Source organism: Stenotrophomonas sp. GD03930 (assembly GCF_029839665.1).
GTDB lineage: Bacteria > Pseudomonadota > Gammaproteobacteria > Xanthomonadales > Xanthomonadaceae > Stenotrophomonas > Stenotrophomonas forensis.
Genome location: NZ_JAOCAV010000002.1, coordinates 528226 through 543411 on the forward strand (window position 1 = coordinate 528226; position 15186 = coordinate 543411).

The 15186-nt window shown below is 61.4% G+C and carries 13 protein-coding genes and 1 pseudogene; 3 read left to right on the plus strand and 11 right to left on the minus strand.

Translation table 11 applies throughout. The features are described 5' to 3' along the window. Positions 1 to 70: 70 nt before the first annotated feature. Positions 71 to 2266 carry a hypothetical protein gene (locus N5C18_RS13080; RefSeq protein WP_279944778.1) on the minus strand — a complete coding sequence of 732 codons (2196 nt, stop codon included), beginning with the start codon at positions 2264 to 2266 and terminating at the stop codon, positions 71 to 73. A 133-nt stretch (positions 2267 to 2399) separates the two neighbouring features. Here N5C18_RS13080 and N5C18_RS13085 point away from each other — a divergent pair, with 133 nt between their 5' ends. After that, positions 2400 to 2879 (plus strand): GNAT family N-acetyltransferase, encoded by a 480-nt coding sequence (locus N5C18_RS13085; protein ID WP_279944779.1) that lies wholly within the window; start codon positions 2400 to 2402, stop codon positions 2877 to 2879. A 315-nt stretch (positions 2880 to 3194) separates the two neighbouring features. On the opposite strand, the gene N5C18_RS13090 is transcribed toward N5C18_RS13085, so the two are convergent. Both N5C18_RS13090 and N5C18_RS22785 read right to left on the minus strand, forming a co-directional pair. After that, positions 3195 to 3677: an AraC family transcriptional regulator gene (locus tag N5C18_RS13090; RefSeq protein ID WP_279944780.1), complete on the minus strand. Its 483-nt coding sequence runs from the start codon at positions 3675 to 3677 to the stop codon at positions 3195 to 3197. 99 nt (positions 3678 to 3776) lie between these two features. After that, positions 3777 to 4043, minus strand: a pseudogene (locus N5C18_RS22785) (DUF6597 domain-containing transcriptional factor); the annotation flags it as partial. An 89-nt stretch (positions 4044 to 4132) separates the two neighbouring features. Between N5C18_RS22785 and N5C18_RS13100 the strand changes: the two are divergent. Then, positions 4133 to 4594 carry a DUF6265 family protein gene (locus N5C18_RS13100; protein ID WP_279944782.1) on the plus strand — a complete coding sequence of 154 codons (462 nt, stop codon included), beginning with the start codon at positions 4133 to 4135 and terminating at the stop codon, positions 4592 to 4594. 694 nt (positions 4595 to 5288) lie between these two features. Here the strand turns inward: N5C18_RS13100 and N5C18_RS13105 are convergent. Beyond that, entirely contained in the window at positions 5289 to 6194 is a 906-nt protein-coding gene (locus tag N5C18_RS13105; protein ID WP_033835817.1) for a DNA-binding protein, read from the minus strand. 103 nt (positions 6195 to 6297) lie between these two features. Here N5C18_RS13105 and N5C18_RS13110 point away from each other — a divergent pair, with 103 nt between their 5' ends. Then, positions 6298 to 7377: a site-specific integrase gene (locus N5C18_RS13110; protein WP_033835818.1), complete on the plus strand. Its 1080-nt coding sequence runs from the start codon at positions 6298 to 6300 to the stop codon at positions 7375 to 7377. Positions 7378 to 7524: 147 nt separating this feature from the next. Here the strand turns inward: N5C18_RS13110 and N5C18_RS13115 are convergent, their stop codons facing one another. From N5C18_RS13115 to N5C18_RS13145, 7 genes are all read right to left on the minus strand, one after another. Continuing rightward, on the minus strand, positions 7525 to 8562 hold the full coding sequence (locus N5C18_RS13115; protein ID WP_279943951.1) for a hypothetical protein: 1038 nt from the start codon (positions 8560 to 8562) through the stop codon (positions 7525 to 7527). Position 8563: 1 nt separating this feature from the next. Beyond that, on the minus strand, positions 8564 to 8782 hold the full coding sequence (locus N5C18_RS13120; RefSeq protein ID WP_279943952.1) for a KTSC domain-containing protein: 219 nt from the start codon (positions 8780 to 8782) through the stop codon (positions 8564 to 8566). A gap of 5 nt (positions 8783 to 8787) precedes the next feature. Next, positions 8788 to 10692 (minus strand): ATP-binding protein, encoded by a 1905-nt coding sequence (locus N5C18_RS13125; RefSeq protein ID WP_279943953.1) that lies wholly within the window; start codon positions 10690 to 10692, stop codon positions 8788 to 8790. Next, entirely contained in the window at positions 10679 to 11881 is a 1203-nt protein-coding gene (locus tag N5C18_RS13130; protein ID WP_279943954.1) for an SIR2 family protein, read from the minus strand. The genes N5C18_RS13125 and N5C18_RS13130 overlap by 14 nt, the downstream gene beginning before the upstream one ends. Positions 11882 to 12277: 396 nt before the next feature. Further along, entirely contained in the window at positions 12278 to 13408 is a 1131-nt protein-coding gene (locus N5C18_RS13135; RefSeq protein WP_279943955.1) for a hypothetical protein, read from the minus strand. Beyond that, a complete protein-coding gene (locus N5C18_RS13140) occupies positions 13405 to 14037 on the minus strand; it encodes a hypothetical protein (protein WP_279943956.1) in 633 nt (210 codons plus the stop codon). Before N5C18_RS13140 ends, N5C18_RS13135 begins: the two co-directional genes overlap by 4 nt. Positions 14038 to 14348: 311 nt before the next feature. Further along, positions 14349 to 15077, minus strand: coding sequence for a DUF4365 domain-containing protein (locus N5C18_RS13145; protein WP_279943957.1), 729 nt, complete (start codon positions 15075 to 15077; stop codon positions 14349 to 14351). Positions 15078 to 15186: the final 109 nt, after the last annotated feature.

Consider the following 15186-nt stretch of genomic DNA (forward strand, 5'->3'; position numbering starts at 1 on the left):
CGTACAACTCCATGATGCCTATGCCCCCTCATACGAACGGAGGAGGCAAATGGATGCGGGCCGGCGTCGATCAGTCTGAAGTGCCCGCGGCGCTCCCGCCCTGGCTTGAAGGCAGCAGGGAAGGGCGCTGGTCGAACCACTCGCGCGCCTTGGCGAGGTGCCAATGGCGCTGGTCGCCATCCAGCTCGATCCCAGCACCCAGCAGCCCCCAGCGCAGATACAGGTCGCCACGCTTGCGCTGCTCCAGCAGATCCAGGCGTGCGCGCACCGAAAGGCGATCATTCTCGGCCTGCAGGCCGTCGATGATCAGGTGGCCCGGCCGCCAGCGCAGCCTGGCCTGCGCATCGACCTGCCCGGAATCCAGCAGCGACAGGGTCCAGCGCGGGTAGTCGGTGCGCGTGGCAAACACCGCCAGCAGGGGGCGGGCATCGCTCAGGGTCAGGTCGGTGGTAGCGTCCACCTGGAATGGGGATTGCGCGTCGATGCGGCCCCGCTTGAACGCAGCACGGCCTTTCCATGCTGCGCTGGACCCGGTACCGGCCACCTGCACATTGCGCAGTTCGACGGTGGTGCCGGACAGGTCGAAGTGGCGTTGGTTGAAGTCGCCGCGGCGCAGGGTTGCGTTCACGTCCACATCGCCGCCCATGTCCAGGCCTGCGACCTTGGCGCTGGCGTTGCGACCCAGCAGGCGCGCCGTGCCATGGCCAACGCGGCCATCGGTGTCGAGCGTGGCATCGCCACTGAGGCTGCCAGTGCCACGCAACAGCCGCAGCTGCGACGACCCCAGGTAGCGGTTGTAGGCGGCAAGGTCCGGTATGGTGGCTTCGCTGAAACGCAGCCGGGCGCGTACACCCTTGCGCAGTTCCTGCAGGCGGCCGTCGCCGGTCAAGTCCACGGCCAGGTCGCGACCATCGAACAGGCGCACTTCCTTGGCATCGCTGGGGCGTGCACTGAAACGGGGCAGCCGGATCGCCAGCTGTGCCTGATTGGGCGTGCCGGCCTTCAATTCGCCATGCGCGCTGGCCGTGCCGGCCAGGCGCACGCCGGCAACTTCGGCCACGGCGGCCGCTGAGGGAATGTCCACGGTGCTGCCTTCGATCAGCTCGCCATGGCGCAGGCGCAGGTCGGCCTTCAGTGTGCCGCCGCCATCCAGCTGCAGCCACGGCTTGCGCACGAACAGGGCAGGGATCCAGTTGAGCGAGGTAAAGGTCCATTCGCCGCGCACGGTGCCGGAACTGCGCTCCAGCAGCAGGGCCGGCGCCTGGAACGGGATGTCGCGCCCGGTGATGTGGATGTCCGCATCGACTTCGCTGCCCGAGCCCGGCCGAGGCGGCAGGCGCGCCTGCAGGCGCAGGTCGTTGGCCACGTTGAGCTGCAGCGCGAGCAGGCCACGATCGGGCGCGCCATCGCCCAGATAGAGCGGAACCTGCCAGAGCGCGCGATCGCCGGGCTGCAGCTGGCCGTCGATCAGGTGGGCCGCCAACTGCAGGCGGCCGGGCACCGGCGCGCTGGAAATGCGCGGCTGCTGCGCATCGGTATCCATGCGCAGGCCCTGGCTGCGTGCATCAACGTCCAGCTGGGCATGCAGGATCTTCAGCTTGGCCAGCCCGGGCGCCTGGTCGCGGTAGTGGCGTGGATAGCTGAAGCGCGCGGTCAGGTTCATGTCGCCCAGCAGCTGCACACCGTCGAAGCTGGTGTCCGCTTTACTGAACGAGACCTTCGAATCGAACAGTTCGGACGGGCCGCCGCGTAGCTGTTTGAGGAACCCGACCGTGCCCTGGCCCTTGCCGATGATCAACAACTTGCCGAACCGAGCGCTGCGGATGCTGTCGCTGTGGATGGCATCGAAGCGCAGGGTCCAGCCCTGGTCGCTGCGCGGCGGTGGCGGAATGGCGTCCTCGACCCGGCTGATCTCGGCGGAGACCCCGGTGGCCTGCAGCCGGGGCACCCGCACCTCCCGCTTGAACAGGGGAAATACCGCCAATCGGGCGCTGGCCCGCTCGGCGTGCAGCACGTAGACGGTGTGGTTCACGTGGCCGCGCATGTGCACGTTCCAGGCAATGACGTGGCCCGGCAGCAGCGTGATGGCCGGGCCGGTGGTCATCACGAACTTGTGCGGCTTGCGGTTGGTGACCTGGTCGAACAGTGGGGTGTTGAGGAAAACGTTGCCGGCCAGCAGGTAGAGCGCGTAGATGCCCAGCAGGACATAGCCCGCGACGCGCCATCGGCGAAAACGGTGCGGGATGCGCGCGGAAGTAGGGGGCATGTACTGCTCTGCAGGCCGGAATTTCGTCAACTATTGCGGAACCGATGGCGGCGGTACGTGAAGCAGCCGCGGCCGGGTGGTTGGTTTCTGCTAGTGTCCGCCTGGGCCACTACGCCGATCCGCGAGGAATCGCATGGAAATCCGAGCTGCCACCGCAGGTGACTTCGACGCCATGTGGGCCATCTTCAGGGTCGCCATTGCGACCGAGGATGCGCTACCGTTCGCCGACACCTTCGAGGCCAGCACCTTCCGGAGCCACTGGTTCGGGTCGCAGCCGGCTTATGTGGCGCTTCTGGAAGGCCGCGTAGCCGGAATGTACAAGATGGGCGCCAACTTCCCCGATCTGGGGGCGCACATGGCCAGCGCCACCTACGTGGTCGACCCGACAGTGCAGGGGCGCGGCATTGGCCGGGCGCTGGTGGAGCACAGCCTGGACCGGGCGAGGGCGGAAGGCTTCCTGGCCATGCAGTTCAATTACGTGGTCAGCACCAATGCGCCGGCCGTCGCGTTGTACCGGAAGCTGGGGTTTGCGGTGGTCGGAACGCTACCGGAGGCATTCCGGCATCGAACGCTGGGGCTGGTGGACGTGTTTGTGATGCACCGGTTTCTGTAGCGGCCTGGAGTAGAGCGAGCATGATCTTGCGAACATCCTGCGTCTTCGCACTCTGCACTTTCATGGGCGCCTGTGCCCTGCAGCCAAAGAGCATGCCACCGCAGGTCTCATCTTCGGCGTATCGGGTGAGGCGTGAAGCCTTGCTGCTGTCCCGCGATAGTTCGATCAAGGCAGGTGACGATGGTGGCAGCGCACTCGCTCTGCGCTGCATCGCGTTGCAGAAGGTGACAGCGCGGCCAGATTTCAATCGGGGCCCGAACGAATCGTGATGGGTCGTCCACTGCCCCGGCTGAAGGGCTTGGTAGAGCAGGGGGTTCATGGCGCGCGACCGGCACTGGTTCCACGTACAAACGCCGCCGCCAGCTGCACCGCATCGCTGCTGCCGCGATCGCCGCGAAGTGCATGGACCAGTCGGCCGGGCGTGACGCCGGTCCAGCGCAGCAGATCATGCGTGGCATGGGCCTGGTCGCTGTAACCATGTCGCGCGGCGGCCGAGGCGATGCTGGCCGCTTCGCCATCCAACGTGCGCAACAGCGCCTGCAGTCGGCGGACACGGGCATACTCTTTGGGTGTCATGCCCACAGCGGCCAGAAGGCGGGTCTGCAGGGTGCGCAACGAGACGCCAATCCGGCGAGCCAGTTCGGCGATGCGCAGGTCGCCATCGATGGCATCCAACGCCGCAACCGCCTGTTCAACGCGCTCATCCAGGGCAAAGCTGGCGCAGCGTTCGCGCAGGATCTGCCAGAGCGGCTCGGGCGAACCGCTTGCCGCACTGGCGCGGGCGGCCGTGCTGAACACTTCGGCAAAGGCAGCATCCAGTGTGTATAGGTCCGGCGCCTGGTCGCGAAGGCCGGGTAACCGAGGGCCTGCGACCAGCGCGCTCGCTGCCGGCTGCAGCCGCACGCCGATGCAGAGTACCGGGCCGACGGCCTGTAGACGAATCGGACCACATTGCTGAGCCGCAAAACAGAACGGCAGATCGGAACGGATCCGGCCATCGGCACCATGCAGATGCAGCGGCACGCCAAGCTCGGCAATCAGCTCGCAACGACCATCCGGGTAGATGACCTGTACGTCATTCCCGGGCGCCTCGTCCTGCAGCCACCACAGGCATTGGACATGCCGGCGCAGATCGCCGGGGGCAGGGTGCTCGAAGTATTCCATGCGGCATCGGACGCCATCCTGCGCGTTTTTACAAGCGGGCCGGGCGCCATGCCGCTAACCTGCGGCGAACTCAACCAGGAGCTGAGGGCATGTTGAGGTCGAAGATGGTGATGCTGGGCGCAGGACTGGCGCTGGCGAGCTGCGCGGCCAACGCGGCGCCGGCCGAGTTCGACTGGCTGGCCGGGCATTGGTGCGGTGGCACCGAAGAACGGCGGCTGGACGAGGTCTGGCTGCCGGAAGCTGGCGGCGCGTTGCTTGGGATGTCCCGCACGCTGAGCCGCGGCAGCATGGAGTCATTCGAGTACATGCGGTTCGTGCCGGCGGGCAAAGCGGCTGGTCTGCATGTGCAACCCAATGGCGTGGCGCCGACTACGTTCGTCATTGTCGGGCATGGCGAGAACTGGGTGGTGTTTGAGAATCCGCAGCATGATTTCCCGAATCGCATCGAGTACCGGCGTGATGGTGCTTCGTTGAAGGCAAGCATCTCGGGGCCGGGTGATGATGGGAAGGTTCTGCGGATTCCGTTTGACTATCGGCGGTGTGGGGAGTGATTGGGAGCGGTGACTGGGAGGGGTGGTTGGAAGACTTGGCTATGGGGAGGCTGTCCCTGGGCGTTAGCCACCCGGGCACGGATCCGGCGTGTAACATAATATACATTATGCGAAATGCTGTATCGGTCCGTCGTTGGCTTTGTCGGCTCCGCATGGCAATTGATTGACGTTGAACGGCCGCCCCTGACTGCCACAACGGAAACGCCCCAGATGACGAAGCAGGTAAATCTGTTACCAAGCGCCAAGTAAAAGTGTTACGTGTTCGAACACGGCGCCGTCGGAACGTGAGCCTTTGCTCATCATCCTACGATCCTATTCCGGCCTGGCATGCCGAGTGCTTCAATCCAAGATGCAGCCATGCTGCCCGCGCTTGGACGGGCTCAGGCTAAGGATTCTTTCGAAAGAACTTCAAATGCAGCCATCGCGCCCGCACTTGCACTCCGAAGCGTCAGGTACCATGGCATAGACGCTAAGGACTCCCTCAATGAACGACACTGATCGAGAGATCATGCTGGTTGCCATGGTAATCGTCGGATTTGCGGTCTCATTCGTCTGTTGGGCTGCCTGGCTAGCTCGCAGAACGCGACTTGCGCGGAGTCAGCGGACTGGCCTCCGGCGCAAATGAAGCCGGCCCTTTCTTTCGTGTGCCCTGGAAGTTGGCACCCGTGTCAGCTATTAGGAGCGCGGCACAGCGCTATTGTTTTGGGCGTCTGCGAGCCGCAGGCGGACGAACTTCTTTGGATCGCTTGAGCGCCACTTCCAGCTGAGCTGGCAAATCTCGAAGCCCTGAAAGTTGCCCCTCAAGCGCGTCACATTTGCCGCGCAGGATATCGGCAGACTGACTGGCCGTGGCGGCCGCTGATTGGGCGGCCTGGATGTCCTGACGCAGCTGCTTCTCAAGGGCCCTGTGTTGTTCGGATGCCTTGCTTTGCTGCACCTGGAGTTCCTTCACCTCCTGGCGGGCTCGATCCACATCGCTGAGCGCTCGATTCTCGACAGATCTGACGTACTCGGTCCAGTCCTCCCGCTCAGATTTCGCCGTCTCTCGGGCCTCGTGAAGCCGGACGTCGAGTTGCTGTCTCGCTGTCTCGGTTCGGTCGGCTCTTCGACGCTCGAGGTCGCGCTGCTCTGCAAGTTCAGAGATCTGTAGCTGAAGCTGGTCGACCAAGTGCTGCAGCTCTGAAGCTTGGGTCGTTGCAATTCTTTCCCCGGTGATTGCGACGTCACGCTCTGCACGCATTTGCGCCAGCTCTTCAGCCGCAAGTCGGGAACTGGCCTCCAGCGCATCACGCTCGGCAGCCAGGGCCCGCTCGGACGATGCAAGCTCTCGACGGGCGGCCTCCTGGGCATGCTTCAGCGCCAACTCCCACCATTGCCCGGCGAGTTCTACCAACACCGCTGGCGCATCTTCCAAGTCCGGACGCACTGGCTGCAGGCGCGTGCCAAGTCGGTTCCACCATGTTTCCAGCCAGCGGGTCACCGTGTTCGGCGAGCCTGTGCCCAGGTGAGCCCGGATCCGCTCTACGGTTGGGCGTTCGCCCTTGGCGACCAACTCGTCGGCGGCGGTATGGACGTCAGTTTCGGTGATGCCGCGGGCCATGCGAAGTCTCCTGTACTGGCACCCTACTCTGCTGATAACGTACTCACGATAAGTGATGATTATCGCTAGTAAGGCCCCTATTTCATAGCATACATTACATAGTATGAAGCGAAGTAACGCATTACCCACCACCTCCGCGACTGTCACCAGCTTGGTACTGCCCGAGCAATTGGCCCAGCAGGCCGCGGACGCGGTGCGGGAGCTGCTGGCCGAAGCCGCGGCCGCCAACACCACTCGCAGCTATGCCACCGCCCTGCGCTACTGGGCCGGCTGGCACCAAGGCCGTTACGGGGTCGAACTGGCATTGCCAGTCAGTGAGGCCGTGGTAATCCAGTTCCTGGTCGACCACATTCAGCGCAAGAGCAAGGCCACTCTAGTCAGCGAACTGCCACTGAGGCTGGATCAAGCCTTGGTGGCCGCTGGTCTCAAGGCCAAGGTCGGGCCGCTCAAGCTCTCGACTGTGGTCCAACGCGTGGCCGTTCTGTCCACAGCACACAAGCTCAAGCGCCTAGCCAACCCCTGTGAGCTGCCCAGTATCAGAACACTGCTCAGTCGGGCCCGGCGGGCTGCGGTCAAACGCGGCGAACGCCCCGCAAAGAAGACCGCCATCACCCGCGACGAACTGGAAGCCATGCTGGCCACCTGTGGCGACAGCCTCGAAGGCCTGCGTGACCGTGCCCTGCTCTGCTTTGGGTTCGCCAGCGGCGGACGCCGGCGCAGCGAGATCGCAGCGGCCGACATGCGCGACCTGCGCAAGGTTGGAGATGACGGCTACATCTATCGTCTGGAGTACTCGAAGACCCAGCAGGCTGGGGTGAAAGCAGATTCGACACCAGACAAGCCAATCTTGGGACGCAGTGCTGAAGCGCTGTTAGCGTGGCTCGAGGCCGCGGGGATTCGTGAGGGAGCGATCTTTCGGCGGATCTGGAAGGAGCGGGTCGGCCCTGCCCTGCTCCCGGGCTCGGTGGCCGCGATCGTGAAGCGCCGTGCCCGGTTGGCTGGGTTGGAGGGGGATTTTGGGGCGCACAGTCTCAGGTCGGGATTTGTCACCGAAGCTGGCAAGCAAGGCGTGCCTTTGCCGGCGGTGGTGGCCATGACAGAACATCGTTCTGTTGCGAGCGTGATTGGCTACTTCCAGGCCGGAGCTGCGGAAGATAACCCTGCCGCTCGCTTGCTGAAGTGATCTGATCTCGTCTGCAAACGGCCAGGCCCGAGATCAGCATTTGCATGGCCCGTCATCATCGAATGCTATAAAACGACCGAAAACTAACTTACAGGCTCAAGGCGCTAACTCGGGGCAAGGCAGCCTGCAGGGCGGCACTTCGAACTCTCAGGCGCAAAGGTCGCCGATCTCGCGTTCGACGAGCCGGAAACGCTCCTTGACCTCTTCACCCGCATAAAAAGCGAGCATGTCTTCCTTGGTGAGGGTCCCCTCGGCGAGGAACTTGATGAGGTAGCGCTGATTGAATTCGGCAAGAAGGATACCTTTCTCGATCTGCGCGAGGATCTGCTTCATATTGTCGATGTTGGCGGTGACGAGGTGCTTCACCAACGCCATGTCTCGCGCATCCTTAATCAGCCGGTTCACGATGATTTTGAGGACGTCGGTGTCGAGCTCGAGCGTCTTCGCATTGAGTGCGATGTCGCGCGCCAGCATGTAAGCGATGGCGAGATTGCGATAATCGCCCTTCTGGGAATCAATAATTGCGATCAGGCCGATACCGGGGAGGAACTTCAGGTCCTGGACGGCGGCGAGGATGCTGTTGTCGATGAGCGACGCGTCGAACACGATGATTCCGGCCTGGCCGTCGCGATTGGCCTGCGCTTCAAGCAGTTGGCTCCAGGCGGTATCCGCCTTTTTGGTGAATACGTCCTTGGTCTGGATGTCCCCCAGGCGGATGCTCTTGTCGAACTTGCACTCGATCGCGATCCGCTTGCCACTGTCGCCGGCTAGATGGCACACAATATCGCCTGTCTTGTTGCGGCGGATCGTACCGGCGCGATCGCCGGTCAGTTCGATCCTGTCGGGGATCTTCTGGCGATCGAAAAACTCCGACAGGAAGTCGGCGATATCGGCCTCAGCGAGCACGCCCTTCACCGCCGACCGATAGAAAAGTTCCTTCTTCATGTCGAAGATGAGCTTCAGGCTTTCGAGCTCGGTGCCGAGCTCGTTCGCGGTTCGCGAGAGGAAGCTCGAAAGCCGGTCCTCCATGAGCGCCAGAACGCCGATATAGAGGGCCTTGTGGAGCTGCTCATCGCGATCCGCGGCGGCGAGCTTGTTGAAGAATTCGAACAAGATTTTGTTGTCGACCTCGAATGCACCGAACTGAACGCGAATATTTTTCTGATCGAGGCTGACAAGTGGCATCTTAGACCCGGCTGTAACGATAATGACCCTTGATGGACGCCGCGAGGAACTCCCCCTTCGATACGGCCTGATCGAAGGCCTGAGCGATCTGCGGCGGAATCTCGTAATAATGATAGCGGCTGCCGTTGAGAAACTCGACCTCGAGCAGTAGCTGATCCTCTTCATAGCGGATTGCGGCGATGTTCGACGAAGTAAAGGGAGCGAATTCGTGCCAAGCCATGTGTGTCATTCCTTCTTGGGTGGAGTGTGGACCGGGTTCTGCTGGAGCCAAGTCTCGACAAAATAGCGATAGTCTGCGGGGACATGGGCCTTCAGATTCCAACCGCCCGGCGTCATCGATTCTTCGGGCGCGACCTCGTCGCAGATCAGTGGATCTTGGCTGTCGGGACGACGATCGCGGGGCGGTGCCTGGATCATGGTGCGCATCGGCAATCGAACCGCTTCACCTAAGATGATCGCCTCACCGGTGCGCAGCACTGGCAACATACTTGTCAGGCCCTCAAGATTGTCCGAGAGCGCGCTGGTCACATGCGAGCGATCGGTGGAATTGCTCAACCGCATCGCGAAGAAGGTCCCGCACTGCGACAGGATCGTCGGGTTGATCTCAGCCGGGCGTTGGCTGACGATCATCGCGCCAATCCCATATTTGCGACCTTCCTTGACGATACGCTGCGTCGCGATCGAGGCCGCGCTGCTCCCGTCGTCGCCAAGATAGCTGTGTGCTTCCTCCATCACGACCAGAAGCGGACGCTCGCGCCCACCTTCCGACAGGTTCCGGGCCCAAAAGAGGCCGTCGTAGAGAACGCGCAGGATATTGCCGATGATGTCGTTCGTCACGGTCGAGGGGATGCCCGACAGGTCGAGGATGGTGATTGGCTTGTCGCTGCCGAGCCATTGGCCGACCAGGTCGGCAAGGGTCTTGGTCGTCTTGCCGTCAAGGTCGGGATGCCAGTCACCCGCCTTCAGCAAGAAATCGTAACGGGCGACGCGGAGCCGAGCACCCAACGCCTCGAGCGGTCCCCGGATGTTGAGGACGTCCGGAAGCCAATTGATCTTCTCCGGGTCGTTCGCCACACTTTTGACCTTACGAAAACGTGGCGGAATGCCGGCCTGGGCATCGCCCACGATTTTCGCGTTGGAGGCGTCAAGCTCATAGGCCCAGTTGGATTGATCCGCTGGGCTCGCGCCACCAGCACTGAGATAGGTGCCGAATTCCCTGCAATAGAGTCCGTACCAAAGCTTGTTGAGCGAGAAGGGAACCGGGCTGTCGGCGGTGATGCTAGCAGGGTCCACGCCGGCGATGGGCTGGACTGCGAGGCTCGCGATCTTTGCCGCGAGGATCTCCTCAAGGATGATGTTGCGGGCCTTGCCATCGGGCGGGAGACTCCCAAACGTCACCCGCAACAACTCGTCGAAACTCAGCGCCCAGAAGGGAATGCACAGCCGGTGTTCGTTGGCGTAGCGGGCGTCGGGGCTGATCTTGAAAATGTTCGCGCGATCGCCGAGCGCCTTGCCATATTCGCCGTGGAGATCGAGCACGACGATCCGCGCCGACGGAAAGCGGCTTTCGTCTGACAAGACATTCAAGAGCCCCGCGACCGTCGTCGACTTGCCCGAACCGGTTGTCCCGACCACGGCGCTGTGACGGGTCACCAACTTGTTGACGTCGACCAGCGCGTCAATCGACTCGCTGCCCGCGACATGACCGACGCGGACGAGGTGGTTCTGCTTGTCCGACCGGCCATAGATCGCCTGAAGATCGGCTTCGGAGACGAGATGGACCTCGTCCTCGAAGGTTGGATATTGCGAGATACCGCGCTGAAACCGGCCCGTCCGATAGCCCTCGCCGATCAGTTGGATCGTCATCCAGCGTAGGCCATTGGGCATCGAGAGAGCCGCCTTCTCGGGGACCGCACTTGCTCCCACCTGCGAGACGATGCCGTATAGATCGACATAACCGACCGGGATTTTGACGAAACTACCGATCTGGCCGATCTTGTGTCCTTGGCCCTGGACGAAGCTCAGGCCCGAGAAGCGGTCCGACGTCAAAGTGACGCTGACCGACGTGCCGCTGACGTCCTGGACCGTGCCGATGACGGTCGCCCGGTCGGCAATGTCAGGCCGGATCATTGCTCACCCCATCACCCGAAAGGCCACGCAACAGCATGCCGAGCGCGGCGAAGTCTCCGAGCCGCAGGGTAACCTTGTCTCCATCCTTAACGAGGATGCTGGACGGCAGCGCGAGATCATCGGTCCCTTCGCCCGACCACTCACCAAGCGTACGGCCGACGATCGCCTTGTCGAACCCTAGAAGGCTCAGATTGGGCGTCGCCAGCGCGCACTGGCGTGCAAGCTTGTAATTCTCCCACTCAAGCTCACCAAACACGCAAGCGAAGACATGTGCGGTCGGATTGGCCTCGAGGCTACGGCAGATGACGTCGTTGATATGCTCGTCTGCGAACGAATAGCCGCAGATGAACAGCAGCGATGACGGCGCGAGCAAGAAGGCCTTCAGGCGATCGAGCATCGCGAGATACGGCATCTTGCGGCTCTGGTCATACTTGAGGTGCGATGGGTAGATCAGATAACTCTGTTTGTCGGTCTTCTCGTCGCTGCGCACGACATCGGTCTTGCCTTCAAGACGCCAGTTGAGCGAGCCGTGGATCTTCCAGAGTCGGGTCCAGCGCGGCGGTAGCAAGCCCTCATCCTCGACCGCGCCAAGGTCGAAGAAGGCTTTTCGCGCGCCAATGAAGCCATCGAAATAGGGTGCCGAGCTCTCCTCGAGGGCCTGCTCCATCAATAGGTCGTAGTTGGTCGTGAAGAGATGGACCGGCCGTTCGCGACGGATCGAACGACTCCAGATCGCAAGGTTATGATAGGGGCTATCCTTGGCCGGAAGCTCGCGCCGAACCTCTTTGGAGATCACGTCGCAGACATTCGTGTCGAGAGCGATGAGCTCGGCGGCGGTCAGCCCACGCACATCGCCGGCGCCGGCGACACTCGCAAACACGCGGATGCGGCTGAGCAGGAGCTCAATATTACTACCATCGCCGCCGTCATCGGTCACGATCTTGACGATCTTGTCCCAGGTCGACGGGTTGGCGACGTCCTTGCTGGACAGTTGCTCCGCGATCACCTTCGTCAACCCCGCCACGTCCCAGATCAGAGGGTCGGTTACGGTCTTTCCGCCCTCCTCCCGTTCATTGACGCGGATCGACAGCGGACACCCCGCGCCAAGGAAGAAGCCTATCGGTTTGCGGTTCTGCGACAGGGCTTGTTGAATGAAGCTGATCTGACGAGCCGGATCATGTTTATGCATCTCGCCCCCTAGTATGCATTATGAAACATCACCTTTTGTCGAGCAATATAAGACAAAACTAGTTGCATTGACACCTGACCTGACCCAACCTGATCAGGTCTTTACCGATCACGTATTAGCGAACGAGGTATTCCGTCAGCGCGTGTGGTCTGACGATCAATGCTGAGGTGCACGCATCGGGCCGGTGAGCGGTCGGGCCAGAAGAGCTACCCCGAAGGCGCCCGTCAAGGCAGCGTCCTGCCCGCGCTAGTGACCATGACCGACCATCGGGCCGTGGTCATCGTGGTGGGCTACTTCCAAGCCGGCGCTGTCACCACCAACACGGCCACACACCTGTTTGATGGCCGCGCTCCGGGCCTCGGTCCTCGATGACACTACGGCAGGGGCGCGCCATTCTCATTGGACGATCAGTTGCTCCACCGCGCGGCGGCTGCTTTCCAGGCTTGGAGATTCCTGCAAGTACAGGACCGCATTCTGTTCCCGCGCCACCTGCCGCAACAATTTGTCCATTTCCATCGATAGTCGCCTCAGTGCGGTGACTTTCTCGGGCGTGTCCAGAATGCGCCGCGAGCCATCGGGCGTCATCAGCGCTTGAGCTTCTGCGGGATGGTGATAGCACCAATCCAAGTGCCGTTGCGTCTCCGCCAGGATGCCCAGCTCCCATTGCGCACCGGCGCGCAGCGCGGTCAGGTCCGCGTGATAGAGCAAGCCGGCGATCTCAAAGCTGGATAAACCGATCACCGTGCCCTCCTCTTCTGAATCGGCTTTGACGTTCTTGCACAGCCGGATAGCTTTGCGAAGGCTGCCGAACGCAACAACGTCTCGGTCTGACACCCGCTTGATATGGAGAAATGGCAGATTATCGATCGTGACGTTGTCGAACTTGTGGTAGATCGAGACGCCGCGATCATGTTCCAGGCCACTTAGCTGGTACTGCACCGTATCCCACCAGACCGCCGGGACGACATCTACAGGACGAGCCAGCGAGCCGCCGCTGAGCTTGATGGCCTTGGCGTTGGTCGTGTCCACGTCGACCGCCGGGAAGGCGGCGCGCAAGGCTGGCTCACTCATGCGACGTAGATCGCACAGCAACACTAACGTGTCGCGCAGCGGAGGGGAGTAATCGCCGCGCTGGGCCCGCACACCGGCCGGTGCGTAATACAACGAGCCTAGCCCGATCGTCAGCAGATCCACATCGCTGACGCCCCGAATGTGAACATTCAACGGCACAGAACCCTGCAAGCGGTAGGTGGTATTGAGCCCTTCGGCCGCTAACCGCTGCCGCAGTTGGTTTTCGACACGGTTGGCGGTCTCGACGCTGATACGCGTGTAGTCGGGGTCGACCTCCTGCATGGCACCCAAGGCGTAGCGGGTGAAGGGTTTGCCCCCGGCCCGTCGCTCATAGGCCTCCCCCAACACCTGCTTGCGCAGGATCTCAATCTGCTGATCCGTGGCCACGGCGGCGGCGCGGTCAGCGCCCGATCTCCTGGCGCGTAGCTTCTGGAGCCGTTGATCGATCGTGGTCATGGCTGGCGCCTCCAGCGCATTCGACCGTAGGTCGCACGTCCCCGTCCATTGAAGTAGTCGCCTTCGGCCTGCTGCTGGTCCGCGCTCACAGTCATGTCGCAGAAGCCCACGTGGTTAGCAAGCTCAGGCTGATCGATGCGTGCATCATTGCGATAGTTGTAAAACAGCCGGTAGCCACCAGCCTCATCGTGCATCAGTGCTGCGACCACACTGTCGGACCCGGATTGCTCGGTGGTCAAGCGGATGCGTAATCGATCCCAGCTCTGGGCGATGGACACGGTACCGGTCCAGTCTCGGGCCGACGCATTGTCTGCCCCGCCATACGAAGTACCCTCGCACCGCCACTGCCCCTGCAGATCGGGGACTTTTAGCAAGCCTGCTAGCCAAGGTATGCGCCAGAGATGCCGGTCGAATAGCCAATAGAGGATCAGGTACACGGTACCCGCTCCGATGAGTGCCATCACCGAGGGCGTCAGATGCGCAGGTAGGCCGTACCTTCCAGCTAGATCGATCACCCGCAGGACTAAGTAAACAATGCCCGCTGAAATGGCCGCCGCCGCTGTCCCCAAGTAGCGGCCAATCTTCGCTCGGCTGATCCCGTCCAGCAGGACGTACTCATGACTCCTCATGCCCTCTACCCCGCTCCTTGAACCCTCAAAACACCGCGCCACATTGGGCGCGCCCCTAACGTGATTGAGCAACTGTAGCCGGGGCCAGTCGCACGGACTGAGACAGGTGCCAGGGCTGTGGGGCCGGCGTTGAACGGGTCTGGGCGAACCTGCGGACACAATTACGCTCTGGGTCGGGCGCTGCCATGCCCTACCCCCGATAAATCTTCCTAATCCACCGCCCCTCCGGCCGCCGCTACCGCCAGTAGCGGGTGTTCAACTCCGGATTGCGCCGACTTGCACAACGAGTCCGGCTTGACCAATCGCTAGACCTACATGCCATTGACGCCATTTCTCCAACTCACCTCAGCATAGTTCCAGTAACGGTACATCTCACTTTTCATTCGCTCGATTTTTTTTGAAGAGAATTCGCTGATGCGCCAAGGGTAATGGCGACGAATTTCCTCTATTCTTGAAACAATGGATTCAAAGGTGTTGTTAACTTTGTGTATTTCATCCAATTCATCGCCAGAAATTGCGAACACATCCGAAGCAACTTGTCTTTTGTAGATGGCCTCTGCCTCAGTGATCAAATCTAAAATATCTTTGAAGTGATCTGGTGATGCTAAAGAGGAAATCTTGCTCGTTGCTTCAGGTTTCAATTCATCCTCAGATAAATTGAATGTGATTTTTCTAGATGCCCCACCTGTCGCGTAGGCTTCTGTCGCGCTGATCGGCTTCCAGTACACTTTCTCGTTCTTAAGGTCGACGCAGACGATTATGGTTGGGACTGAGAATCGCTGCCAGTAGTCGATATCTGAATCATCAACGTAGACATCGTGACGCTGTGATCCTGACAACTCTTGAAAGGACTTTATTTGAAGTTTGACCACGTTTCCTGTCGCGGAGAATTGCTGGTCACAAATCTCCAATTCTGCGTCGATGCCTAAATCGACGCTTTGAAGTCGACAAGGCCACTTTAGGGTTTGTGTAAACTTGTACGCCGCGAAATGCTCGCCAGCGTCGCCACTGATTGACCTCTTTGGGTACTGCTTTGCCATGTGAGTAGACCTGACTACCTGATAGCCGGATGCTTGGGTCCGGTTATTCGATTCATCCATAGCTCACCGCATGGTGGGCCATCCCCTTAATACAGCTAGATCTTAGGGC